Origin of the sequence: Variovorax dokdonensis (genome assembly GCF_030316895.1) — a bacterium.
Lineage (GTDB): Bacteria > Pseudomonadota > Gammaproteobacteria > Burkholderiales > Burkholderiaceae_C > Variovorax > Variovorax dokdonensis.
The window spans coordinates 1,747,576-1,769,546 of record NZ_JASZYV010000001.1 but is presented as its reverse complement, the minus strand read 5'-3'; the positions used below and the strand labels follow the sequence as shown (position 1 = coordinate 1,769,546).

General features: G+C 65.0%; 22 protein-coding genes. 7 read left to right on the top strand and 15 right to left on the bottom strand.

Annotated features, from left to right (window positions below; genetic code table 11):
• Nucleotides 1-30: 30 nt before the first annotated feature.
• Nucleotides 31-156 carry a hypothetical protein gene (locus QTH91_RS08160; RefSeq protein ID WP_286659486.1) on the top strand — a complete coding sequence of 42 codons (126 nt, stop codon included), beginning with the start codon at nucleotides 31-33 and terminating at the stop codon, nucleotides 154-156.
• Nucleotides 157-163: 7 nt separating this feature from the next.
• Here QTH91_RS08160 and QTH91_RS08155 read toward each other — a convergent pair whose 3' ends face one another.
• From QTH91_RS08155 to QTH91_RS08140, 4 genes are all read right to left on the bottom strand, one after another.
• Nucleotides 164-970 carry a hypothetical protein gene (locus QTH91_RS08155; RefSeq protein ID WP_286659485.1) on the bottom strand — a complete coding sequence of 269 codons (807 nt, stop codon included), beginning with the start codon at nucleotides 968-970 and terminating at the stop codon, nucleotides 164-166.
• A gap of 200 nt (nucleotides 971-1,170) precedes the next feature.
• On the bottom strand, nucleotides 1,171-2,157 hold the full coding sequence (locus QTH91_RS08150) for a Bug family tripartite tricarboxylate transporter substrate binding protein (protein WP_286659484.1): 987 nt from the start codon (nucleotides 2,155-2,157) through the stop codon (nucleotides 1,171-1,173).
• A gap of 92 nt (nucleotides 2,158-2,249) precedes the next feature.
• Nucleotides 2,250-3,251: a Bug family tripartite tricarboxylate transporter substrate binding protein gene (locus QTH91_RS08145; protein WP_286659483.1), complete on the bottom strand. Its 1,002-nt coding sequence runs from the start codon at nucleotides 3,249-3,251 to the stop codon at nucleotides 2,250-2,252.
• A gap of 16 nt (nucleotides 3,252-3,267) precedes the next feature.
• Nucleotides 3,268-4,248: a Bug family tripartite tricarboxylate transporter substrate binding protein gene (locus tag QTH91_RS08140; RefSeq protein ID WP_286659482.1), complete on the bottom strand. Its 981-nt coding sequence runs from the start codon at nucleotides 4,246-4,248 to the stop codon at nucleotides 3,268-3,270.
• A gap of 234 nt (nucleotides 4,249-4,482) precedes the next feature.
• Between QTH91_RS08140 and QTH91_RS08135 the strand changes: the two genes are divergently transcribed.
• Together QTH91_RS08135 and QTH91_RS08130 are read left to right on the top strand one after the other, a co-directional pair.
• Entirely contained in the window at nucleotides 4,483-5,685 is a 1,203-nt protein-coding gene (locus QTH91_RS08135) for a LysR family transcriptional regulator (RefSeq protein ID WP_286659481.1), read from the top strand.
• Between the two features lie 188 nt (nucleotides 5,686-5,873).
• A complete protein-coding gene (locus QTH91_RS08130; protein WP_286659480.1) occupies nucleotides 5,874-6,440 on the top strand; it encodes a BPSL1445 family SYLF domain-containing lipoprotein in 567 nt (188 codons plus the stop codon).
• A gap of 106 nt (nucleotides 6,441-6,546) precedes the next feature.
• Here QTH91_RS08130 and QTH91_RS08125 read toward each other — a convergent pair whose 3' ends face one another.
• Both QTH91_RS08125 and QTH91_RS08120 read right to left on the bottom strand, forming a co-directional pair.
• Entirely contained in the window at nucleotides 6,547-6,942 is a 396-nt protein-coding gene (locus QTH91_RS08125; protein WP_286659479.1) for a cytochrome C, read from the bottom strand.
• A gap of 263 nt (nucleotides 6,943-7,205) precedes the next feature.
• Nucleotides 7,206-8,333, bottom strand: a complete 1,128-nt coding sequence (locus QTH91_RS08120) for an FAD-dependent oxidoreductase (protein WP_286659478.1) — start codon at nucleotides 8,331-8,333, stop codon at nucleotides 7,206-7,208.
• A 123-nt stretch (nucleotides 8,334-8,456) separates the two neighbouring features.
• Here QTH91_RS08120 and QTH91_RS08115 point away from each other — a divergent pair, with 123 nt between their 5' ends.
• The 3 genes from QTH91_RS08115 (at nucleotide 8,457) to QTH91_RS08105 (ending at nucleotide 13,660) form a co-directional block, all read left to right on the top strand.
• Entirely contained in the window at nucleotides 8,457-9,119 is a 663-nt protein-coding gene (locus tag QTH91_RS08115) for a TetR/AcrR family transcriptional regulator (RefSeq protein ID WP_286659477.1), read from the top strand.
• Between the two features lie 560 nt (nucleotides 9,120-9,679).
• Nucleotides 9,680-11,635, top strand: coding sequence for an esterase/lipase family protein (locus QTH91_RS08110; RefSeq protein WP_286659476.1), 1,956 nt, complete (start codon nucleotides 9,680-9,682; stop codon nucleotides 11,633-11,635).
• A gap of 102 nt (nucleotides 11,636-11,737) precedes the next feature.
• On the top strand, nucleotides 11,738-13,660 hold the full coding sequence (locus QTH91_RS08105; RefSeq protein ID WP_286659475.1) for a CocE/NonD family hydrolase: 1,923 nt from the start codon (nucleotides 11,738-11,740) through the stop codon (nucleotides 13,658-13,660).
• Between the two features lie 37 nt (nucleotides 13,661-13,697).
• On the opposite strand, the gene QTH91_RS08100 is transcribed toward QTH91_RS08105, so the two are convergent.
• The 3 genes from QTH91_RS08100 to QTH91_RS08090 are packed head-to-tail and all read right to left on the bottom strand — an operon-like array spanning nucleotide 13,698 to nucleotide 16,855.
• The gene (locus QTH91_RS08100; protein WP_286659474.1) at nucleotides 13,698-14,855 is read right to left on the bottom strand and encodes a zinc-binding dehydrogenase; all 1,158 of its coding nucleotides are present in this window, start codon (nucleotides 14,853-14,855) and stop codon (nucleotides 13,698-13,700) included.
• Entirely contained in the window at nucleotides 14,852-15,478 is a 627-nt protein-coding gene (locus QTH91_RS08095) for a hypothetical protein (protein WP_286659473.1), read from the bottom strand. Before QTH91_RS08095 ends, QTH91_RS08100 begins: the two co-directional genes overlap by 4 nt.
• A gap of 39 nt (nucleotides 15,479-15,517) precedes the next feature.
• On the bottom strand, nucleotides 15,518-16,855 hold the full coding sequence (locus QTH91_RS08090) for an MFS transporter (RefSeq protein ID WP_286659472.1): 1,338 nt from the start codon (nucleotides 16,853-16,855) through the stop codon (nucleotides 15,518-15,520).
• A 141-nt stretch (nucleotides 16,856-16,996) separates the two neighbouring features.
• On the opposite strand from QTH91_RS08090, the gene QTH91_RS08085 reads away from it, so the two are divergent.
• Nucleotides 16,997-18,007: an AraC family transcriptional regulator gene (locus QTH91_RS08085; protein WP_286659471.1), complete on the top strand. Its 1,011-nt coding sequence runs from the start codon at nucleotides 16,997-16,999 to the stop codon at nucleotides 18,005-18,007.
• 71 nt (nucleotides 18,008-18,078) lie between these two features.
• Here the strand turns inward: QTH91_RS08085 and QTH91_RS08080 are convergent, their stop codons facing one another.
• From QTH91_RS08080 to QTH91_RS08055, 6 genes are read right to left on the bottom strand one after another with little or no spacing between them, the layout of a single operon-like run.
• Nucleotides 18,079-18,918: a fumarylacetoacetate hydrolase family protein gene (locus QTH91_RS08080; RefSeq protein WP_286659470.1), complete on the bottom strand. Its 840-nt coding sequence runs from the start codon at nucleotides 18,916-18,918 to the stop codon at nucleotides 18,079-18,081.
• 21 nt (nucleotides 18,919-18,939) lie between these two features.
• Nucleotides 18,940-19,641, bottom strand: a complete 702-nt coding sequence (locus QTH91_RS08075; RefSeq protein ID WP_286659469.1) for a glutathione S-transferase family protein — start codon at nucleotides 19,639-19,641, stop codon at nucleotides 18,940-18,942.
• The gene (locus tag QTH91_RS08070; RefSeq protein ID WP_286659468.1) at nucleotides 19,638-20,609 is read right to left on the bottom strand and encodes a tripartite tricarboxylate transporter substrate binding protein; all 972 of its coding nucleotides are present in this window, start codon (nucleotides 20,607-20,609) and stop codon (nucleotides 19,638-19,640) included. The genes QTH91_RS08075 and QTH91_RS08070 overlap by 4 nt, the downstream gene beginning before the upstream one ends.
• A gap of 22 nt (nucleotides 20,610-20,631) precedes the next feature.
• Complete coding sequence (locus QTH91_RS08065; protein WP_286659467.1) at nucleotides 20,632-20,964, bottom strand: YciI family protein; 333 nt, start codon at nucleotides 20,962-20,964, stop codon at nucleotides 20,632-20,634.
• A 19-nt stretch (nucleotides 20,965-20,983) separates the two neighbouring features.
• Nucleotides 20,984-21,412 (bottom strand): nuclear transport factor 2 family protein, encoded by a 429-nt coding sequence (locus QTH91_RS08060; protein WP_286659466.1) that lies wholly within the window; start codon nucleotides 21,410-21,412, stop codon nucleotides 20,984-20,986.
• The gene (locus QTH91_RS08055) at nucleotides 21,409-21,963 is read right to left on the bottom strand and encodes an NADPH-dependent FMN reductase (protein ID WP_286659465.1); all 555 of its coding nucleotides are present in this window, start codon (nucleotides 21,961-21,963) and stop codon (nucleotides 21,409-21,411) included. Before QTH91_RS08055 ends, QTH91_RS08060 begins: the two co-directional genes overlap by 4 nt.
• Nucleotides 21,964-21,971 lie beyond the last annotated feature (8 nt).

Below are 21,971 nucleotides of genomic sequence, written 5' to 3'. Positions count from 1 at the left end.
GGCCTGCAGTCGCCGGCCAGCCAGAAGGTCATGGAACAGCTCAACCAGCAGTCGGGCCACAAGGACCCGAAGGCCTACAAGGACTACGCGCTGAAGACCTTCGGCATCGAGAAGGAACGCGTGGCGCGCCTGCGCGATCGAGGGCTCCTGCAATAGGCAGCACTCAACTGCCGTCGATCAGCGACTTGTGGATGACGTAGTGCTCATAGCCGTTGACCGACACGAGCCAATCGTCGCCCTGCTTGGACGCCTTGACCGATCCGCCGCCCCCGGCCTTCACGCGGCTGCCTGAAAACGTGAGCGTGCGCCTGGCACCCCCGGGCGGCGTGATGTCGAGCGTCGCCGCGCCGGCTTCGCCGCGCTTGACGCCGTAGTCGCACAGCACCGAGCCGGCGGGTGCGCCGCCCATCGAGCACGGCAACTGCCCGGTGGCGTCATAGTCGGAGGCCGCGTCCTTTTCCGTGGCCTCTTCCGGCTCGACACTCGTCAACGAAACAATGAGCTTGTAGTTGGACGAGACACCCTGACGCCCCGCAGCCCGGTTCAGGTAGACGCGGATCACATAGTTGCCGTCGTCCGGCAGTTCGCCCGTCCATGCTCTTTGGCCCGTCAATTCGCCGACGAAGATGGCTTCTCCGCTGCTGCCCGGCGGAAGCACATTGAAGGAGGTGGACGATGACGTCGTCGCCAGCGACACCGTCATGATCTGCCCCGCCTTGGCCGCGAGCACATAGTCGCGCGTCTCGATGCTGCGCCCTCTGAGCGTGCCGACGACCGAAGTGCCGCTGCTTCCCTTCTTGAACACCAGTTGGCTGGAGGGAATGACGGATTGCGCATGGGCCTGCGACGGCGGCAGCGTCGCCCCGATGCAGCAAGCCAAGACCCAGGCTGCAGCGCATCCCGCGGCGCGCCACAAGCGGATCGATCGGAGGAAATCGGAATGCGGATTGACCGCCGACTGCGAATTCATCGCGCGCTCCTTCGGGTGTATGGCCCTTCGTGCGAAAAGCCTCGATGGCGCCAGGCGTGGATCACGCGCAGGCGCATGTTCGCACTCTAACTGCCGATCGAATGCCATGTGCATCGGCCAGCAAAAAAGCCCGCTGCCGATGAAGCAGCGGGCTGTCAGCGCGGGCCGCGGCGCATTGCGCTGCGGCCGTTGAGGCGCGATCAGTCGGCTTGAATGCCCGCGTCCTTGATCACCTTTGTCCACTTGGCGATCTCGGCGCGGTTGAAGGCGTCGAACTGCGCGGCCGAGCCGGTGTCGACGATGGCGCCACGCGTGGCCAGCTTGTCCTGCACATCCTTGCGGGCCAGCGTCTTCTGAAGTTCGCCGTTCAGGCGCGCCACCACATCCGCCGGCAGGCCCTTCGGACCGATCAGGCCCCACCACACGGTGGCGTCCAGCTTGGGCCAACCGAGCGAGGCGGTGGTCGGCAGGTCGGGCAGCGTGTCGGTGGGCTTGCTGCCGTAGACAGCCAACGCGCGCAGCTTGCCGGCCTGGATGTGTGCGATGACCTCGAGGGGGTTGATCGACATGAAGGAGATGCGCCCGCCGATCAGGTCGGTGATGGCGGGGCTGCCGCCTTTGTAGGGCACGTGGATGGCCTTGACACCCGTCTCCTGCTTCATCAGTTCGCTCGCAAGATGGCCGGAGCTGCCGTTGCCGGCCGAGCCGTAAGACAGTTCATCGGGGTGGGCCTTGCCGTACTCGACCAATTCTTTGAACGTCTTGAACTTGGAGGTGGCCGGCACCACGACGACCAGCGGTGCGTAGCCAATCTTGCCGACCAGCGTGAAGTCGCTGGCGGGGTCGAAGCTCAGGTTCTTGAACAACGCGCCATTGCTGGTCAGCGAGGGCGATGCCGTCAGCAGCGTGTAGCCGTCGGCAGGCGCCTTGGCCACCGCTGCCATGCCGATGTTCGTCGAGGCGCCCGGCTTGTTGTCGACGATGATGGTCTGGCCCAGCGCTGTGCCCAGTTCCTGCGTGACGATGCGGGTCACGATGTCGACGCCACCGCCGGGCGCATAGGGCACGACCACGGTGATCGGCTTGGAGGGATATGCATCGGCTAGCGCGTTCAGCGGAAAAGCGGAGCCGGCGAAAGCAGCGGCGGCGATCAACGTGGCTGCGCGGCGGCGGGTGAAGTTGGACATGGAATCTCCTGTTCTTGAATGGTGATGTGGCACCTTGCCAGCCATGTCGCTCGAACGAGCGACATGGCATTGCTCGAGTCTGATTTTGAAAGTCATTCGACTTTCACGTTCGCCGCCTTCACCACCTGCCGCCAGCGATCGATCTCCTGAGCGATCAGCTGGCCGAAGGCCTGGGGTGACATCGGCGCCGCGAGCGCGCCCTCTGCACTCAGCCGGTTCTGGACTTCGGGCGACTGCAGCGCGCGATTCACCTCGGCATTGAGCTGCGTGACGATGGCGACGGGCGTGCCGGCGGGTGCCACCAGGCCGTACCACTGGTCGGCCTCGAATCCCTTGGTGCCGGGCACGCCGCTCTCGGCGACGGTGGGCACGTCGGGCAACTGCGGCAGGCGCTGCAGGCTCGACACCGCCAGCGCACGCATCTTGCCGGCGCGGATGTGCTGCAGCAGCGCCGGCGCACCGGTAAACAGCACCTGGACCTGGCCTGCGAGCAGGTCGGTGACCGAAGGCGCCGTACCGCGGTATGGCACATGCATGAGCGATGCGCCCGTCTTGAGCTTGAGGTACTCCGTGCTGATGTGCGCCGCGCTGCCGTTGCCGCCGGAGCCATAGGCCAGCTTTTCGGGCTGCGCCTTCGACAGCGCCACCAGTTCTGCCAGATTGCGGGCCGGCACGGAAGGATGCACCACCAGCACGTTGGGCACGCGCGCCACCATCGCCACGGGGGCGAAGCTTTTGACCGGGTCATAGCCCAATCTGGGATAGAGCGACGGATTGACCGCCAGCGTGCCGGTATGGCCCATCAACAGCATGTAGCCGTCGGCCGGCGAACGCGCCACCTTCTCCGAACCGACCGAGCCGCCGGCGCCGGGCACGTTCTCGATGACGGCGGCCTGTCCGTTCCAGCCTTGCGACAAGGCCTGGCCGATCGCGCGTGCCAGAAGGTCGCTCGAACCACCGGGCGTGAAGGGCGCGACGATGTGCACCGGTCGCGAGGGGTAGGACGACTGAGCCCACGCACGCCCGGCTGACCCGACGACCGCGCCGGCCCCGGCTGCGATCAACGCCTGCCGGCGCGTTGGCATCCAGTTCATGTGTGTGACCTTCCGTTCAGTCCAGCGAAACCTTGGCCTGCTTGATCACTTCCGCATAGCGCGCCGATTCAGTCTGCACCAGTTGTTGGAACTGAGTGCGCGAGATCGGATAGGGCTCGTAGCCGAAGGCGTCGAACTTCGCCTTGAAGTCTGGTTCCGAGAGCGCCTTCTCGATGTCGCGGTTGAGCTTTTCGGCCACGGCCGCAGGCAGGCCGGGCGGTGCAGCGACAGTCGTCCAACCGGTGACCTCGAAGCCAGCCGGCCCACCCGACTCTGCCACCGTCGGCACATCGGGGAATGCCGGGTGGCGTTTGGGCGCGGCAACCGCGACATAGCGCAGCCGGCCCGACTGCAACAGCGCGCGTGTGCTGCCCAACGTGCCCAGCGCGAAGGACAGCTCCTGAGTGGCCACGCCGGTGTAAAGCTGCGTCGTCTCCTTGTAGATGACGTGCGTCATCTTGGTACCCGTCACCGACTCGAACAGCGCCGAGCCCAGGTGCACCGGATTGCCCACCGACCAAGAGCCATAGTTGAGTTCGCCCGGGTGCGCCTTGGCGTCCTGCACGATCTGGCCGACGCTTTTGTACTTGCTGTCGGTCGCCACCGTGAAGAAGAAGTTGGTGCGAAACAGGGGCGCAATCTGCGCGAAGTCCTTGGCTGGGTCGTAGGGCAGCTTCTTGAACAAGTGCGGATAGGCCACCAGGTGCACGTTGTCGAGCTGGATCAAGTCGTATCCGTCCTTGGCTCCGCGCTTGAAGGCATCGATCGCAATGAAGCCGTTCCCGCCCGGTCGGTTCTCGACCGTCACAGGCTGTCCCCACGCACGGCTGAGCTTGTCGGCCAGCAGGCGAACCACGCCCTCGGGGCCGCTGGCCACAGGGAACGGCGTGATGATGCGCACCGGCTTGCTCGGGAACTCCTGCGCTTTCGCAGCGGGCGCGGCAATCACGGAAATGGCGGCGGCGGCGATCGCCGCAAAGGTGGTGAATCTAAACATGGCTTGCTCGTTGTCTCCGGGGAATTGGGGGCAGCTCCGATACCTGTCTGCACCACCCACAGTCTGGCGGCACGCACAGGATGCGGCTGTGCGTTCTAATTGCCGTGCGTTCTAATTTATTTATCGATCGGTCGCCATCTGGCTGATATTGGGGACAACTGAAAGCACTCGGAAATGCGCCCAGGTCCGAAAAAACTTATCGAATCGGCGCGCGACGCCCGCGCCGTGCCGAATATGAATCTGCGCCACCTGCAGGCCTTCGCTGCCGTCGCCGCCGCCGGCAGCGTGACGCAGGCGGCGGAGCACCTGTTTCGTGTCGCTTCCGCCGTGACTCGGGCACTGGCCGAACTGGAGGACTCGCTTGGCGTTCGCCTGTTCGAACGCAAGGCGCGCGGCATGATGCTGACCGTCTATGGCAACGCCGTGTTGATCCGTGCACAGCGCGTATCCCTTGAACTCGCCGCTGCCTGCAACGACCTGCCCGTGGGAGCCGGCGGGCGGCGGATGCTGGATGCGCGAACCCTGCAAGCCGCCGTCTTCAGCGCACGGCGCCTCGCACTGTTCGCTGGCTTGGCCGAGCATCACCACATGCCGACGGTGGCACAACGCTTCGGAGTGACGCAGCCGGCCTTGAGCGCCTTGGTGCGCGATCTGGAATCGCGCACGGGCTGCGCGCTGTTCAGCCGCTCCGCGCAAGGCATTCAGCCCACTCGCGCGGGTGCACTCCTGGCCTTTCGCTTTCGAAGGGCGCTCGCCGAACTGCGCGCCGTCAATTCGGATCTCGCTGCCATTCGTGGCGTTGTCCAGGGCAGCGTGGTGGTGGGGGCGCTGCCGCTGTCGCGCACGCGCGTCCTGCCCCTTGCCATCGCGACCCTGTTGCACAAGCATCCGCAGGTGCATGTCAGCACCGTCGAAAGCCCTTACGAGGCACTGGCCGCGGCGCTGCGCAGCGGCGATGTGGACTTCATCATCGGCGCCCTGCGCCCGGCCGAGCAGGTGCGTGACCTGGTCCAGGAGCCCCTGTTCGAAGACAGCATTGCGCTGGTGGCCCGCGCCGGGCATCCGCTGGCCCGGCGTCGGCGTATCACCTTCGCCGACCTTCACCGCGCGCGGTGGGTACTATCTCGGCGCGGGGCGCCGGCACGCGATCTTTTCGAACGCTCCTTCGAACATCGGGGCCAGATTGCACCGGAGCCCGCAGTGGAAACAGGCGACCTGGCGCTGCTGCGCGGCCTGCTGCAGGACACCGACATGCTCACAGCGATCTCGGCGCATCAGCTTCACTACGAGATCGAGGCGGGCACTTTGGTGGTGCTGAGCTTCGCGCTGGAGGCGACGCAGCGGACCATCGGCATCGCGCAGCGCGAAGGCGTGCTGGCGTCACCTTGCACGTCGGCCTTGCTGAACGAGATCCGCGCAGGCGTGGCGGCACTCTGATCGACTGCCAGCGCCCAGGCCCATGCGAGGTTGACGAATACACGCCACTTCTCTTTGATCTGCATCAAGCTCCGGCGGCTCTCGACACGATGCAATGGCCCTGCCCATTCAAAGTGGAGACAGGACATGACCGACAAGCTCCAAGGTCTGAAAACCTGAGTTCCGCAATCATCCACAGGAGAAGTGCCATGAAGAAGCGTACGTTCCTTGCGTCCGGCCTCGCAGCCGCATTCGCCACGGCCTGCACCACCACGTCGTCGTCCAGCGGTGCCGACAGCGCCGCCAAACGAAGCAGCATCGACGCATCCGTCGACAGCGCCTTGTCGAAGCTTTACGCGCAAGTGCCGGGTTCGCGCGACATGACGTCCAAGGCCAAGGGTGTGCTCGTCTTTCCCAGCGTGGTTTCTGCCGGGCTGGGTATCGGCGGCTCGTACGGCCAGGGCGCGATGCGCGTGAGCGGCCGGACCGACGGCTACTACAGCACCACGGCGGCATCGGTTGGTCTGCTGGCCGGCGCAGACTCGAAGGCGGTCTACATCCTGTTCATGACGCAGGACGCCCTGGACAAGTTCCGCGCAAGCCGGGGCTGGACAGCCGGCGCGGACGCATCGGTCACCATGCTTAAGTCCGGCGCGTCGGCGGGGCTCGACACGCAGACGGCGCAACAGACCATCGTCGGCTATGCGCTGAGCAACGCAGGCCTCATGGCCAATCTCAGTCTCGACGGGACCAAGGTCAACCGCCTCGACCTTTGAGCCACCCTGGCCCCTCTGACCTGACCTGAGCTGGCCTGCACGCAGAGCAAGGCGCTGGCTCAGGTGCGCAGCGCGCCAACCGCTTTAGAAGCCAGGCGGCGCCTGCTCAGCGGTCGGCCTCCGCGCCCTTTCGCGACGCACGCGGCGCGGTGACCGGCACGACCGTCACCTCGGTGGGCGGCCAGAAGTCGTAGTAGCGCGTGTTGAGATGCCGCGTGACGTTCTGGATGTCTTCCTCGCTCCAGTTCAACCGCGCGACCGCCTGCCAGCGCCGCACCTGCGCATTCAGGCTCTGCCAGTCCGTCGCCAGTCGCCCGTCGCGCCAATGCACCTGTTCGGTGTGACACTCGATGCAGTGCTGGCTGTAGAGCATGTAGCCACGCGCCTGCGCGCAAGCTGCGCCGCCGGCCAGCATCAGCACCGCAAATGCGCAGACAGCGCCGGCTCGCCCGCTCCGGGCAATGCGCCGGCGGTGGCGGATCTCATGGGTGGGTGATGACATGCGGGACTCCAGGGCGGGCACAGCCGATTCGCATGCATCGTGGACCTGTCCCGCCCCGCCCTTCTTGCGCTGTGTCAAACAGGAGCTTGGCGGCCGCCACCACGGCGACCAAGAAGAGGCCTGTCGAGGCGAGCCACCCGGCGCGCACCGTCGAGCGCAGTGGTTCGCGCGCGACTCGCCGGTACAGCGTCATGGCTGTTGTGGCACCAGAGAGCACCGTCAGAAGGAAGCCGCCCGCGCCCGCGGCAACGCGTTGCACCGACCTACGCGACGCTCGCCTTGCTGAAAAACTCTTGCATCGCCTGGGCGGCGCCGGGACCAAACAGCACCTTCAGCATCTCTTCGGCTTCTGTGCGCGCAGCCTCGTTACGCCCGAACATCTCAATCTCGTAGGCTTGCAGCCCAGACTCCAGACTTGCCGGATTCTGGGCGATGGCCTCGCCCAGCCGAGCCCCGTCGAACAGCGCCAAATTGGCGCCATCCCCCGACGGCGCCATGAGGTGCGCGGCGTCTCCGACGAGCGTCACGCCCGGGGTGGCTGCCCATCGCGTATTCCGGGGCAGCTCATAGATGGGTCGATGGATGGGCGGCTGCTCTGAATCTGTGACGAGCCCCACCAGCTCAGGCGCCCAATCCTCAAAGTCTTTGGCCACCAGCCGCTTCGCCTCCGCACTTGCGAAGTCCAGGGCAGCGAACCAGCCCGCCGACTTGGTGAGTGCGGTGTAGGCGTGCAAGACCGCATCAGGTTCGCGGTGAGCCATGATGGCCTTGCCCTCATCGGGTGCAATCAGCATGCCCTGACCAACCGCCTTTGCGAGCAGCGGATGCTTCTCGTCGCACTCGCGAACGAACGTCTCGACGTACGACATGCCAGAGTACACCGGCTGGGCCGCGGTCAGCAGAGGGCGGACTTTCGACCAGGCCCCGTCCGCTCCGATGAGCAGGTCCACCTCGACCTTCTGCCCATTGGTGAAGTTCAGGGCATGCCTACCCGCTCCAAGCGGTACGGCATTGGCGAGCCTATGACCCCACAGGACGGCGTTGTGAGGAAGCGAATCCAACAGCATTTGGCGCAAGGCGCCTCGTTGGACCTCGGGCCTTCCGCCCGCGTCGTTTGCGGCTTTCTCCACCAGAACCGTGCCGTGCTGGTCGAGCACGCGTGTGCAGTCCGCACCCCAGCAGATGAGTTTCTCGAATTCGCTGGTAAGGCCTGCGGTTCGCAATGCCGCCTGCCCTGTGGCCTCGTGGATGTCGAGCATCCCCCCTTGCGACCGCGCGGTCGCCGAACTCTCCGCCTCGTAGATGGTTGCCTGAATGCCGTGGACGTGGAGCACGCGGGCGAGGAGCAAACCGCCGAGGCCTGCACCGATGATTGCAATGGATTTCGTCATGTCGTGGAACTTTTATAGTTGATTGGAACAATGTTCTATTCGTGTATCATGGAACATTGTTCCAACTATGTCAAGGGCCGAACAATGGACTCATCGGTGGTTCGAAAGCGGCGCGCTGACGCCTTGTCCCGCACGCGCATCGTCGAAGCGGCAATCGTCCTGTTGGACAGCGCGGGCGAACGCGCCCTCACCTTCAGGGCTCTGGCTGCGCATCTCGACACGGGCTTGGGGGCCATTTACTACCACCTGACTGACAAGGCGGACTTGGTCGCGGCCGCTTGCGACACCATCGTTGCGCAGGTCCTGTCAGACCTCGCTTCATCGGCTGAACCGAAGGAGAGAGTTCGGCAACTTGGTCTGGCGCTGTATGACGCCATGGACCAGCACCCCTGGCTCGGCTCGACGCTGCCCCGCGTCCGGGGCCTGTCCGTCGTACGCATCCTCGAGCCGATTGGTCAGAGCCTTGTCCAACTCAAAGTACCGCTGCCGCAACAGTGGTCGACCGCCTCTGCATTGCTGCACTACATACTGGGCGTTGGCGGCCAAACCGCCGCGAGCTCGCAGGTAGCCCAGCTTGGTAACACTGACCGCGAGTCCTACCTCGAAGCCGCGGCGAACGAATGGGCCGCTTTGGACCCCGTGGCGTTCGCCTTCGTTCGAAGCGTTGCTGACCAGTTGTTGCGACACAGCGACCGCCAAGACTTCCTGGCGGGACTTGACCTCATCTTGGCGGGCACACGAATGCTGACGGGCGAATCCAACACGCGTTCCAAGCGGAAGGCGTAGCTACGGATCGGCTGCTCTCGCCAAGGGTTGCGGGATACCTGCCCGGCAAACGCGCAGCGCGTTGATCGGGCACTGCTGCCGGGGAGGTGTCGCACAAGCCTCGAGGCACGGAACCGCGTTGCACGGCGCAGCGGTCGCTAAAGGCCGTGGCGCGATGGCGATGGTGGTGAGAGCACGGCCGTCGAGCAGGCGTGCCTGTCCACATAGGCGCAGCATGGTCGTCCTTTGCATTTGCGATGACGACGCATACGCCCTTATAGAAGGCCTGTGACTCATCCCCGGCCCTCGCATCGTCCTTGGTTCTGGCGCTCATTCAAAGCCTCGGCGACGCCATGGCCGCGCGCGGTCGCCTGCGTCCCTTGGGCCTTGTGGTCGATAGCCACCGCTTCAGGCTATCTGCCCGGCTATCTCCGACGCATCAGGGGGCTGGCCGCTTCTGGCGAGTTGGCCGAAATCACCGCAGGCGGGCGCATCACCGAGCGCGCCCGGGCAGCCGGCAACAATCCGGATTTCTCGACGGCTATCCGCCGCGGCATGCCAGGCGCCAATGAGGTGGCGCCTTGACGAACAGGTACGCGCGACGCGCGGAAGTTTCCAGCCGGATCCTGCTCGTCGCGCTGTTGGTCTGGCAGGCAACTTTCCTGTCTGGCTGCGCCGTCGTGAGCGCCACCACCACCTCGCCCTCGCGCTATCTTGCCGAGCGGCGTGCCGATGTCCTCACCACTGGCCGGCTGAGCAACACAGCGCGCGAGGCGCTTCGCATCGTGGGCATCGAGAATTGTCGCGAGGCCCCTGCGGCTTGCCGCGACCGCCTTGGCGAAGCCACGGGGCTGACGCAGGAACAGCGCCTGTCGGCACTGTCCGAATTGTGGCTGGAAGCCGCGCTGGCAGCGGACAAGGAATTCGGCAGATGGCCGACCGCCAGTGCGCGGGACCCTGTGCTCGACGCGTGGATCGAATGCGCCCGCCACGCATGGGCCTATCTGTTCTTCACAGAGCGCCAACCTGCCCAGCGCGCCTTCGAAGAACAGCAGATGCAGGTGCGCGACTACTACAACTATGCGGTCCAGCGCACAGTCGAGCGTCTGTTCCTGTATCACGCGAAGGAAGCGGCCGCATCGAACGGTGCGCCGCGAATGGTTTCGCAATGGCAATTGAGCATCGATGCGGGCCCACTTGTGCAGAAGGAACAGGGTGCACCGCAGCACCTGTTCGCAGCTTCGGCATTGCGGTTCGACGGCCTGCGCAACACCTACCGGCGTGGCGGCCTCGGAGCCACGCTGGTTGCCGAGTTGGCCCCGCCAGTTGCGCAAACGAAGGACGTGCCCTTCCTGCAAAGCCGCTATCCCGTCGGAACGGCCGTGCTGAGCTTCGAAGGCCGCAGCCTGTCGGAAGTGCTGACGACGCATTCGATAGAGCTGCGCCTGTACGATCCTTACCGCACGGCGCAAGTCAAACTGGCGGGCCAAGAAGTGCCCCTGGCCGCCAACTTCACGGCGGGCTATGGACTCTGGCTTGCGCGTTCGGGCTTCTCTACTCAGGCACTGCGAAGCCTGTTCGGCATGAACGAGGGCATCGTGCGTCCGCGCATCCACCTGATGCAGCCCTACGATCCCGACCGGGGGGTGGTGATCCTGCTGCACGGCTTTGCCAGCAGCCCCGAGGCTTGGGTGAATGTCGCCAACGAAGTGATGGGCGACGAAGTCTTGCGTCAGAACTATCAGATCTGGCAGGTCTACTACCCTACCAATGCGCCGGTCCTACTCAACCTCTACATGATCCGAGAGGCCATCCTGCAGACGCTGAGCCGCTTCGACCCGCGCGGCGACGCCCTCGGCTCTCACGATGTGGTGCTGGTAGGTCATAGCCTGGGTGGCGTGCTCGCGCGCTTGCTTGTGTCCGATTCAGGCGAGGCGGTCTGGCAGGCGCTACCCGACCATCTGGGTGACTACCGCGACAAGAACGAGGCGCTGCGGACCGGCCTGGGAAAGTATGTCGAGTTCAGCGCCTTGCCGCAGGTCGAGCGCGCGGTCTTCATCGCCGCACCCCATCGCGGCACTCCCTTTGCCGTTGGCGCCCTTGCGACCATCATCTCGGACCTGATTGCCTTTCCGAAGGCGCTGCAAGACCAGATCTCAGGCGTTCGCGATGCGCTCGTACAGGCGGAGCCGTTCAAGGAGGGCGAGGCGTTGCCCCCGGTACCCAACAGCATCGATACGCTCTCTGACAAGGATCCTGTCGTGCGCGTTCTGGCGCAGTTGCCGATCGACGCGCGCGTGCGCTATCACTCCATCATCGCGCGTGAGAACACCGAGGGCGCATTGGCCGAATCCATGGATGGCGTCGTTCCCTACGCAAGCTCGCATCTCGATGGCGCCGACTCCGAACTCATCGTCGTGTCGCGGCACAGCGTGCAAGAGAATCCGAAGGCCATTCTGGAAGTACGCCGCATCCTGCATCTGGACCTGCAGGCACGGCCCACCCCATCCCGGCAGCGCAGCTCGGCCCCGCGTTGATTGAAACAGCGATTCACCTATCATCGACATTCCGGCATCAACGCATGCGCCACCGTTTGAGCGCCGCTGTGCAGGAATGAATGCGCCGGGTTTCAACAGTGCGTGTTTCTCTTCCACGCACCTAACATTGGTGGTGATGTACTTGATCATGTGGCTGACTGCAAATCGGGCGGCTTTACATGTACCGACAGCCGCTGTCCACCACTGGATCGTGTCACCCGGACTGCGCCGCGGTGGGCGAACGTCAGTGCTGTCCGTCCAACACCAGCGGAGGATGAAAGTATGAGCAAAGTCGACAAGATCTACGTCCAGTCCGGGCCACTTCCCGAAGGACGCACCGGCGTACTCACTGCATTCAAACCCGGGAGTCGCGTCCTGAAGGTCGGCTTTCAGATCGCGCCTGCGTTCAGGCCCATTCCGGTGGACATCCTGTTCGAAAAGGACGTGCCTCTAAGACTTCGTGACGGCGTGACGATTCACATCGACATCTTTCGGCCAGTCGGTTCGGAGAAGGTGCCAGTCATCGTGGCCTACAGCCCTTACGGCAAGGGGCAAGGCACCTCGCCAAGCGTCATGGGCGTCTTCGGTCTTGTCGGCCTGAACAATAGCGTCGTCTCCGGCCTCGCGAAATTCGAGGCGCCCGATCCTGCCTTCTGGGTGGCCCAGGGCTACGCCATCTGCAACCCCGACATCCGCGGCGTGATCGATTCAGAAGGCGACTCCGTCATCTGGGATCGCCAGGACGGCCGCGACGGCCACGACATCGTCGATTGGCTGGCCGGGCAGAGTTGGTGCAGCGGCAAGGTGGGCATGAGCGGCACGTCCTATCTGGCAGTCTCGCAATGGTTTACCGCAGCCGAGCAACCTGCGCACCTGGCGGCGATCAATCCGTGGGAGGGCGTCAGCGATGTCTATCGCGACCTCGTCATGCGTGGCGGCATGCCGGACGTCGGCTTCGCCCGGCAATTGCAGGAGGGCAGCTTCTTCGGCAACAACCGGAAGGAAGACCTTCTGGCGGAGGTGCAGCAATATCCGCTCATGAACGAGTTGTGGGCGAACAAGATCCCCGACTTCGACCGAATCACGGTACCCGCCTATGTGGTGGCAAGCTACTCGAACACGCTGCACACCGCAGGCACCTTCCGCGCTTGGCGACGTATCGCTTCGAAAGACAAGTGGCTGCGTATCCACAATGGGCAGGAATGGCCGGACTACTACGACGAGGACAACCGGGCCGACCTCCTTCGCTTCTTCGACCGCTATCTCAAAGGCAAGCCCAACGATTGGGAGCAGACGCCACGCGTTCGCTACAGCGTGCTCGACCTCGAAGGCGGCGATCGCATCGCGCTGGGCGCTGACCGATTTCCGCCGGCGGATGTCAACGCGACGAAGCTGTACCTCGACGCTCGCTCGCGCAGCTTGACACTGGACGCGCCAGCGACGGAGGCTTGCGCCGCGTACACGGTGGCGTCCAACCCCGACGCGGTGTCGTTCATCATCCGCTTCGACGAAGAAACGGTGATGGTCGGCTACCCGAAGGCGCATTTGTGGGTCGAAGCTCGGGGTGCCGATGACATGGACCTGTTCGTCTTGATACAGAAGCTGGACAAGTCCGGCACGCCACTTCAGGCATTCACGGTGCCCAACCAGAGTGCGATGGCGCATGACCTGACCGACCACGGCGCCACGATCCTTCGATACAAGGGGTCCGATGGCAGGCTGCGCGTCTCCGCACGCCAACTGGACGAAAAGCTGTCGACCGATGAGCTACCAGCACACAGTTTCGATCGAATCGACAAGCTCGCGCCCGGTCAGATCGTCGATGTCGAAATTGATCTCATGCCGATCGGGCTCGTGTTCTATCCCGGCGAACAACTGCGCTTCATCATCAGCTCTCGCAATCTGCTCGGGACACTGATGCCCGCCATCGATGAATACGTGGGAGCCAACAGCGGCCAGCACGTCATTCATACAGGAGGCGAGCATGCCTCCTACCTTCAGTTGCCGATTCAGCGTCGGAGCTAGTTCATCTCATCGCTGTGGCGGCGGTCCCACCCGCGGCTCACAACATTGCCATGCTCTGCGGATCGATCAGCACCTTGGCGTGCGCATCTGGCACCGCCAGCGCGTCGAAGGCTGCGGCAACACCCTGCAGCCCCACCGTGCCGGTGACCAGCGGCGACGCGTCGATCTTCCCGTCGGCCAGCATGTGCAGCGTGTTGCGGAACTCCAGCGGGTCGTAGCCGACGACGAAGCGCAGGTCGATCTCCTTGTTGATCGCCATCACCGGGCGGAACTGGTCGGGCTTCATGCACACGCCGGCCACGACGATGCGCGATTTGAGCGGCACGTCGGCCATGATCCGGTCGATGATGCCGGGCACACCGACGCACTCGAAGACGATGGGTCGCTTGGGCGCCGTGAGGCCCAGCCTGTTCAGCGCGTCGAAGGTCATGTGCCAGGGCAGCGGCAGCTTGCGCAGGCCCTTCATCGCGCGCAGGCCGCCCGCCGCGTAGTCGGCAATCGATGTGGTGTAACCGCGCCCGTCCAACTTGTCGTAGGGCGAGTCGACCGCAGGGTTGACGACCGTCGTCGCGCCGCATGCGGTGGCCAGCGCGCGCCGTGCCGGCGAGAAGTCGCTGGCGACGATGGTTTCGATGCCCTTGGCCTTGAGCATGCAGATGATCGCCAGGCCCACCGGCCCGCAGCCGATGACGACCGCCGCGTCTTTCTTCGTGATGTCGGAGCGGTTGACTGCGTGGTGCCCGATGGCCATGGGCTCGGTGAGCACCGCCACGTCGGGCGGCAGGCCGTTGGGTACCGGGATCATCAGCGCTTCTTCGATCAGCACGCGCTCGGCGTATGCGCCCGGCGCTGATGCCGAGAGGCCGATGGCATGCATCCCGTTGGGCCGACGCACCAGCGGCAGCGCCACCACCGGCGAGCCGGTGCGGTGCTTGCTCGATGTGCCGGGCCCGCGCTCTGCGATGGTGCCGCAGAACTCGTGGCCGAACACCACCGGCTCATGCTGCCGCGCAAAGCCGTCGTAGCCGGCTTCGGCCAGCACGTCGGCCTGCGCATCGGCATGGTGGCGCGTGTGCAGGTCGGATCCGCAGATGCCGCATCGGCTGACGTTCAGCACCAGCTGGCCTTCGCCCGGCTCGGGCTCGGGCAGGTCGACGACTTGGAGCGCCGTGTCCCGGCAGACGACGGCCTTCATCGGGGCAGCAGGCTGTCGTCGAAGGGCGGCAGCGGCTTGATGTAGGGGTCCAGCAGCTTGCGGCTTTGCGCGGCGGTCAGCACGTCGGCCGGGTCGAGCTTGTAGAGGGCCGCCTGCGCAGTGTCGAATTCCCAAACGTCCTCGCCGAGCAGTCGGCATTGGTCGTCGTAGGGCCACAGCATCATGATCTGCGACTTCTTGAGGTACATGGCTGTGGGATCCACGTCCAGCCCCTCGGCCGCCAGCTCGCTGCCCAGCGTTTGCTGGTAGCCGATGCCGCGGCCCACCACCATGTGGTCGCCCACCGCTACCTGTTCGTCTTCGACGTAGAAGATGCACTGGTTGGTCGCCGTCCAGTGGCCGTAGAGCATGCCTACCTGTTCCTTGCCTTCCAGCGTGAAGGGTGCGCGACCGGCGAGGTTGAAGCGGTAGAAGGGCTTGTCCACGGTGAGCTCGGGCGCGAGGATTTCCTGCCAGCGCCCGGCCGATTCCAGGTAGCGATGCCGCAGGTACGCTTGCAGCAGGTAGCGGTGCCGCGGGTTGGTGGTCTGGGCGAGCACCTTTTCGACGGCCACGTTCTGCCGGGTGATGTCCAGGCGGCTCATGTCGATTTCGGAGGCCATGGGGTTTTCCCTTTTTCTGTTCGTGAGGTGGATGAGTGGTCAAGCAGCGCTTGCCCGCGATGGCGTGTCGCCCATGCGGGACGAGCCCAACCCGGCAGCGCGCCGCATATCGGACTCGACATGGCGCGCCGCAGCGAACCAGGTGGCGCAGGCGATGAAACCGAAGAGGCCAGTCACCGCCAGGCCGATAGCCAGCCCCTGGTAGCCGCCGGCAACGCGGTCGGAGATCGCACCGACGAGCAGCGGACCCCATGCGCCGCCCAGCAGGAAAAGCGACACCATCGCCGCGCCCCATGAGAGGCCCTTGAGACTCGGCGGCACCACGTCCTGGCTGGTGGCGGCAACGGCCGGCAGCGCCATGCCAACGAAGATGCTGTGCAGCGGCATCATGGCGGCGCAGAACATCATGAGCGGCTTGTTGTTCAGGTCCAGGCCGGCCAGGAGCACGAGGAACATGAACACCGCCGCGATGGCGATGCTCACCGCCGCCAGCCGCATGCGCCCGCCGGGCACGCGCTCGTGCCAGCGGTCGGCCAGCACGCCACCGAGGATCGGCCCGGCCAGCCCGAAGATGGTGACCACGCCCATCACCAGGCCAGCCTTGTCTTCCTTGATGTCGTAGGCGCGCATGAGCAGCGACGGGAACCAGGTGCCCACCGAAATCTGTAGCACCGCATACATGCCAAGGCCCAGGTACATCCAGCGCAGCGTCGGCACCGTCAGCAGCAATCGCAGGTTGGCAAAGAGGCCGGTGCGCTCCTGCGCGGCGCCGGCGCTGCGCTCCAGCCGGTAGTCCTGCATGAAGAAGGCGAGCACGCCCAGCACGAGCCCGGGCACCGCGAACACCACGAAGGGCGTGCGCCACCCGCCGTGGTGCGCCGACAGATAGCCGCCGACCACCACGCCCAGGATCACGCCCACGGTGATGAAGACGTTGAAGATTCCCAGCTTGCGCGCGCGCTGCGACGCCGGATACGACGCCGACACCAGCGCCGTGCCGCCGGGCGCGTAGCCCGCCTCGCCGATGCCCACGCCCAGGCGCGCCAGCACCAGCGCCATGAAGCCGCCGGCCAGGCCGGTGACCAGTGTCATGGTGCTCCACGCCAGCGCCATGATGCCGATCATCTTCTTGCGACTCCACGCATCCACCAGGTGCGCAACCGGTAGCGTGCACACGATGATGCCGAGGAAGTATGCGGTGTTGATGGCGCCGACCTGCGAGTCGTTCAGGCCGAGCGCGAGCTTCATCGGCTGCAGCACCACCGCCATCACCTGCCAGTCGGCATAGGCGACCGCGTTGAGCAGCGAGCAGATGATCAGCACATAGGTGGCGCGCGGGCCGCCGATCCTGAAATCCTTGCTTTCCTGGATGTTCATGGCGTTGTTGTCTCGTGTGTTCTTGCAGATGTGGCGTACGGGTTCGCAGGGGCCAGCCGGTTCTGGTGCCGGTGCAAGATGGTCGCGCAGGCGCCAGCGACGGGATTGACGCGGCACGACAAATATTTGACATTTCACGACATGTCGGACAGTGTTCGCGCCGCCAGCCTGCGAGGCTTCGATGAATTGGTGCGGAGCCTCGGCGGCGACCCGCTGGCGCTGCTGCGTAGCCAGCGCCTGCCTGCGGCGGCTCTGGTCGACGAAGAGTTGCTACTGCCCGCGCACAATCTGACGCGCCTGCTGCAGGCCAGTGCCCGCGTGCTTGGCTGCGCCGACTTCGGGCTCCGCCTGGCGCAGGCGCAGGACATCGGCATCCTCGGGCCCGTCGCCGTCGCCATCCAGAATGCGCCGACGCTCGGCGAGGCGATGCGGATCGCTTCGCGCTACCTGTATGTACACAACCAGGGCCTGGCCATCACGCTGGTGCCCGACGGCCGCGCCGTCGCCGGCCTGGCCGAGCTGCGCTACGAGATGCCCGCTATCTATCTGCCGGCGTCGCACCAGTCCTTCGAGCTGATGCTGTGCGGCGGACATCGTTTCTTGGCCGCGCTGGGCGGCGATCACTATCGGCTGGAGGCGGTGCACCTGCCCCATGCGCCGCTGGCGACGCCGGCCGCGTACCGCCGCGCTTTCGGCCTCATGCCGCACTTCAACCAGCCCACCGCATCGCTGGTGGTGCCTCGGCGCTTGTTCGACGCGCCCTTGCGCCAGGCCAACCCGACGCTGCGAAACTTGGCGACCCACTATCTCGAAAGCAACTTCATCGCGCCGCGGCAAAGCCTGCTCGCACGCGTGCGGCTAGCCTTGACGCGCACGCTCGGCACCTCGCAGTGCGGGCTGGAAGGCGTGGCCGCCGTTCTGGCCATGCACCCGCGCACGCTACAGCGACAGCTGAGCGCAGAAGGCGTGCGCTTTTCCGAAGTGCACGACGCGGTGCTGCGCGAAGCCGCGCTGCGCTACTTGGCCGGCACCATGCCGCTGGCGCAGGTCAGCGCGCAGCTGGGCCTGTCGGAACAGTCGGCGTTGACGCGCTCGTGCAAACGGTGGTTTGGCGAGACGCCGCTGGCGGTGCGGCGGCGCACCTCAGGGTAGACAGCAATACGGGAACTTCGGCCAGCGCTGCGGAGCCGCATAAAGCGTTCGAGCATCTGGTCGGTCGGCGTTCAGACCACCTTCTGCCGCTGCGTGCCCAGCGGCCCCGCCGACAGCGTCATCACGTCACCGCGGCGCAGGAACACCGGCGTGGGCTTGATGCCCAGGCCAACGCCCTCAGGTGTGCCTGTGATCACCACGTCTCCAGGCAGGAGCGTCATGAACTGGCTGAGGTACGACACAACCTGCGCGACGGGAAATATCATGTCAGCGGTGTTGCTACGCTGGCGCACTTCACCGTTCACCTTGAGTTCCAGCGGAATGGTCTGCGGATCTGGCAGTTCGTCGCTTGTGACAAGCCAGGGGCCTACGGGGCCGAAGCCGTCGAAGCTCTTGCCCTTGCCCCACTGGCCGCCACGCTTGATCTGCCAATCGCGTTCCGACACGTCGTTGGCCAAGCAATAGCCCGCCACGTGCGAAAGCGCGTCCTTCTCGGAGACATTGCTCGCCAGGGTGCCAATGACAAAACCCAGTTCGATTTCCCAGTCGCCTGCTTCGGAGCCCGGCGGCAGGAGCACGTCGTCATCCGGGCCGGCCAGCGAAGTCAGCGCCTTGGTGAAGACCACGGGTTCCTTCGGAATTTCCAGTCCGGCTTCCTGCGCATGCTTGCGGTAGTTCAGGCCGATGGCGACGAACTGGCGCACGCCGGCCACCGGCACACCCAGCCGCGCGCCGGCAGGCACCGAGGGCATCTTGTTCAGATCGATGGCGGCCAGCGCGTCGAGCTTTGCCGGACTCAACCATTCCGGAGTGAAGTCCGGAACCAAGAGAGAAAGGTCGCGCGCTTGGCCGCTCGCATCCAATGCACCGGGCCTTTCGGCTCCGGCAGGGCCATAACGTAGGAGTTTCATAGGGGTATGGTTGAAGTGGATCTAGATCTTCGGGACGGCAAGTGCGCTCGGCAACGTGCGCCGGCGTGCCAGCTCGGCTGCCGACTCGACTTCGATCTCCAGCATGCGTCGAAAAGCCGGCAGCTCTGAAAGTCGGGCGGCCAGTCCCGCGATTGTTGGGAATGGCTTGAAGTCGAATCCGGTGGAAGCCGCGACGGACACGGCCCAGTTCAGGTACACGTCCAATAGCGACCAGTCGTCGAGCCACCAGCCGGTCTGCGCGATGCGCTCTTCCGCAACGCCGAAGGATTTGACAGCCAGAGCCTGCGACTTTCGCCGTACGCCTTCGGGATCGCCGTCGGTGATTCGCAAAGGGTTCGCCAGCCCGCGCACAATCGGATGCAGCGTGCCGCCGCACAGGGACAAGCCTGCCTGGCGACGCCCGACGTCGAGCGGAGAAGCATCGCGAGGAAAGAGGCCGGCCTGCGGACGCAGTTCGTGGATGTAGGTCTGGATCGCCGCGTTCTCCGTCAGTACGGCACCGTCGATGATCAGCGCCGGGACCTTGCCGAGCGGAGAGATCGCCGAGTACGCAACGCCGGACTGCTCGCTCGTCTTCAGGTCGACCAGCCGCAGCTCGTAGTCCAGCCCCGCGTGCTCAAGCGCGAAAACGCAAACCTGCGAGCAGGCTCCTGGGAAATGGTGAAGCACCAGTTGCGGCGCTCCGGCTTCCGGCGCGCTCATTCGATCCGTCCAATCTTGCGGATCGTTTCCCTGGATTGTTCGATCTCGGTGAGCCAGTAGCGCTGGAACTCTGCTCCATCCAGGAACGCGTTCGTGCCCCCCACCTTGCCGAAACTCTCGACAAACTCCGGATCTCTCGTTGCCGCACGCAACGCAGCTCTCAGCCGCTGCACGACCTCGGGCGGCGTCTGTGCGGGCGCGAACGCGCCAATCCAGCTTGTGTAGTCCACGCGCACACCGATCTCGCTCAAGGACTGCGGCACGGGCGGCTTGGTCCATCGCTCCTCGCCAAAGGAAGCAAGGTATTTCAGCTTGCCCGCTTCCACGTGGGGAAGAACCAGCGACCGACTGAACACCGCGAAATCCACCTGGCCGCCCAGAAGCGCGGCAATCATGGGTGCGCCGCCGGTATAGGGAATGTGGTTGAAGCGCACACCGGCGGCATCGGCCAGCATGACCGCCGGCAGGTGGCTGGGCCCATAGTTGCCGCTGGACGCATAGGTGATCTGTCCTGGCTTCGCCTTGGCCGCGGCGATCAATTCGGCGGCGCTCTGGTAGGGGCTATCGGTGCGCACGACCAGGCCGGTGGCGTCCGACGTCACGCGCGCCACGGGCGTCAGTTGATCAAGCGTGAAGATCGGTGCCTGACGGTTGACGATCGCCTGCTCCGGCAGGCTGGCCAGCGTCGAGAAGGTGAACAGCACGGTGTAGCCATCGGGCTTGCTCTGGGCGACCGCCGCCGACCCGATGGCCCCCCCTGCGCCAGCACGATTGGAGATGACGACCGGCTGACCCAGACTGCGCTGCAGCGATGGCTGCAGCGCGCGCAACGCGGTGTCGGCCACACCGCCTGGCGGGAATGGCACGACCACCGTCACAGGACGGGACGGATAGACGTCCTGCGCCCAAGCCGAGGACACCCATGCAAACAAGAGCGCAGCCGCGGCGAAACGACGAAATTGAAGCATCTGCAAGGCCTCGTGGAGAAGATCAGCGCGCGAATGCGGTGAGGTTGGACATGTCGCTCGGGGGCGCACCGGTTCGCTGCGGCCATACGTTCAGGAAGGGCCGCACAGTGACGGTCTCATAGACGCCCTGCTGCGTGAACGGCTCGTCCGCCAGCCATGCGTCCAATGCGGCACGGTCTTCGAAGTCGACGATCAACAGACTACCGATCATCGCGATGCCATCGTCCGCAAACAGAGGGCCCGCCGCGGCAAGACGATCGGCTATCTTGGCGACGTGCTCGCGATGCACCGCGCGCAGCGCCAAGCGCCGCTCGATGCCACCGGGCTTGTCCATACAGTAAAGGGTGAAAAGCATGTGTGTCTCCGGTTAGGGGTCAGGCGCGAATGGCCATGCAGATGCGCCGCTCCTGTATCAGCCAGGCGCCATTGGCGCGGGTGAAGCGGTCGTGGTACTCCACGACCGATGGCGGGCCAAGCGCGACCGCCGCACCTTCGCCGGCCCTGCCCTGGAAGAAGAGCACGCAGCAAAAGCCGCTGGCGTCGTCCGGCCCTTCAAACCGCACGCGGATGTTGGTGCACAGATGTCGGGTCGTCACATCGGTCGCGCGTGCATCCAGAAAGCTGCGCAGTGCTTGCCTGCCGGAAAACACAGTGCCCATGCGGTCAAGAACGCCGTCAATGGGGAACAGCTCGAGCACCTCGTCGTAGCGCCGGGCATCCAGGTGGTTGGCGAAGTCGACGCACAGTCGTGCACAGGCCGCTTCGTCCTCGATGCGCGATGGCATCACGTCCCTGGTGTTCATGCCCCTACCAGCTTGTGCACGAACACCGCGAAGCGCTCCATGTAGGTGGCCAGAAATTTGCGCGTGGCGTCATCCGCGAAATCGCCCTGCGCGTCGATCATCTCCGGCTTGAAGGAAAGATAGGCTTCACCGCCGAGCACCGAGGCCCCCAGAATCCCAAGAATCTGGCGCAGATGCTGCTGGCCCACCGCAGTGCCGATTGCACCCGGAGAAGTACCTGACATGGCCGCCGGCTTATCGCGCCAGACGTTGCGGTCCATTGGCTTGGACCCCCAATCGATGGCGTTCTTCAACACCGCCGGCAGGGACCGGTTGAACTCCGGCATGACGAACAGGAAGGCTTCGGCCTCGGCGCACTGGGCGGTAAAGCGGTTGACCGCCTCCGGCCGGTTGGCCTCCAAGTCGCCGTTGTACATCGGCAGCTCGTCCAGCGACACGAAACGGAAACGCAGTGAAGGCGGAGCCACGCGTGTGATCGCATTGGCCAGTTTGCGGTTGATGGAATCGCGGCGCAGGCTGCCGACGAGGACAGCAACGTCGTATGTACTCACAGGTTCAC

Excerpts from the sequence above, each read along its gene's own strand:
- QTH91_RS08060 (WP_286659466.1), bottom strand. The coding sequence starts at position 21,412 with ATGAACACCAGGGACGTGATGCCATCGCGCATCGAGGACGAAGCGGCC.
- QTH91_RS08145 (WP_286659483.1), bottom strand. The coding sequence starts at position 3,251 with ATGAACTGGATGCCAACGCGCCGGCAGGCGTTGATCGCAGCCGGGGCC.
- QTH91_RS08125 (WP_286659479.1), bottom strand. The coding sequence starts at position 6,942 with ATGTCATCACCCACCCATGAGATCCGCCACCGCCGGCGCATTGCCCGG.
- QTH91_RS08160 (WP_286659486.1), top strand. The coding sequence starts at position 31 with ATGGAACAGCTCAACCAGCAGTCGGGCCACAAGGACCCGAAGGCCTAC.
- QTH91_RS08135 (WP_286659481.1), top strand. The coding sequence starts at position 4,483 with ATGAATCTGCGCCACCTGCAGGCCTTCGCTGCCGTCGCCGCCGCCGGC.
- QTH91_RS08120 (WP_286659478.1), bottom strand. The coding sequence starts at position 8,333 with ATGACGAAATCCATTGCAATCATCGGTGCAGGCCTCGGCGGTTTGCTC.
- QTH91_RS08100 (WP_286659474.1), bottom strand. The coding sequence starts at position 14,855 with ATGAAGGCCGTCGTCTGCCGGGACACGGCGCTCCAAGTCGTCGACCTG.
- QTH91_RS08070 (WP_286659468.1), bottom strand. The coding sequence starts at position 20,609 with ATGCTTCAATTTCGTCGTTTCGCCGCGGCTGCGCTCTTGTTTGCATGG.
- QTH91_RS08080 (WP_286659470.1), bottom strand. The coding sequence starts at position 18,918 with ATGAAACTCCTACGTTATGGCCCTGCCGGAGCCGAAAGGCCCGGTGCA.
- QTH91_RS08095 (WP_286659473.1), bottom strand. The coding sequence starts at position 15,478 with ATGGCCTCCGAAATCGACATGAGCCGCCTGGACATCACCCGGCAGAAC.
- QTH91_RS08140 (WP_286659482.1), bottom strand. The coding sequence starts at position 4,248 with ATGTTTAGATTCACCACCTTTGCGGCGATCGCCGCCGCCGCCATTTCC.
- QTH91_RS08085 (WP_286659471.1), top strand. The coding sequence starts at position 16,997 with ATGTCGGACAGTGTTCGCGCCGCCAGCCTGCGAGGCTTCGATGAATTG.
- QTH91_RS08090 (WP_286659472.1), bottom strand. The coding sequence starts at position 16,855 with ATGAACATCCAGGAAAGCAAGGATTTCAGGATCGGCGGCCCGCGCGCC.
- QTH91_RS08130 (WP_286659480.1), top strand. The coding sequence starts at position 5,874 with ATGAAGAAGCGTACGTTCCTTGCGTCCGGCCTCGCAGCCGCATTCGCC.
- QTH91_RS08150 (WP_286659484.1), bottom strand. The coding sequence starts at position 2,157 with ATGTCCAACTTCACCCGCCGCCGCGCAGCCACGTTGATCGCCGCCGCT.
- QTH91_RS08075 (WP_286659469.1), bottom strand. The coding sequence starts at position 19,641 with ATGAGCGCGCCGGAAGCCGGAGCGCCGCAACTGGTGCTTCACCATTTC.
- QTH91_RS08155 (WP_286659485.1), bottom strand. The coding sequence starts at position 970 with ATGAATTCGCAGTCGGCGGTCAATCCGCATTCCGATTTCCTCCGATCG.
- QTH91_RS08065 (WP_286659467.1), bottom strand. The coding sequence starts at position 20,964 with ATGCTTTTCACCCTTTACTGTATGGACAAGCCCGGTGGCATCGAGCGG.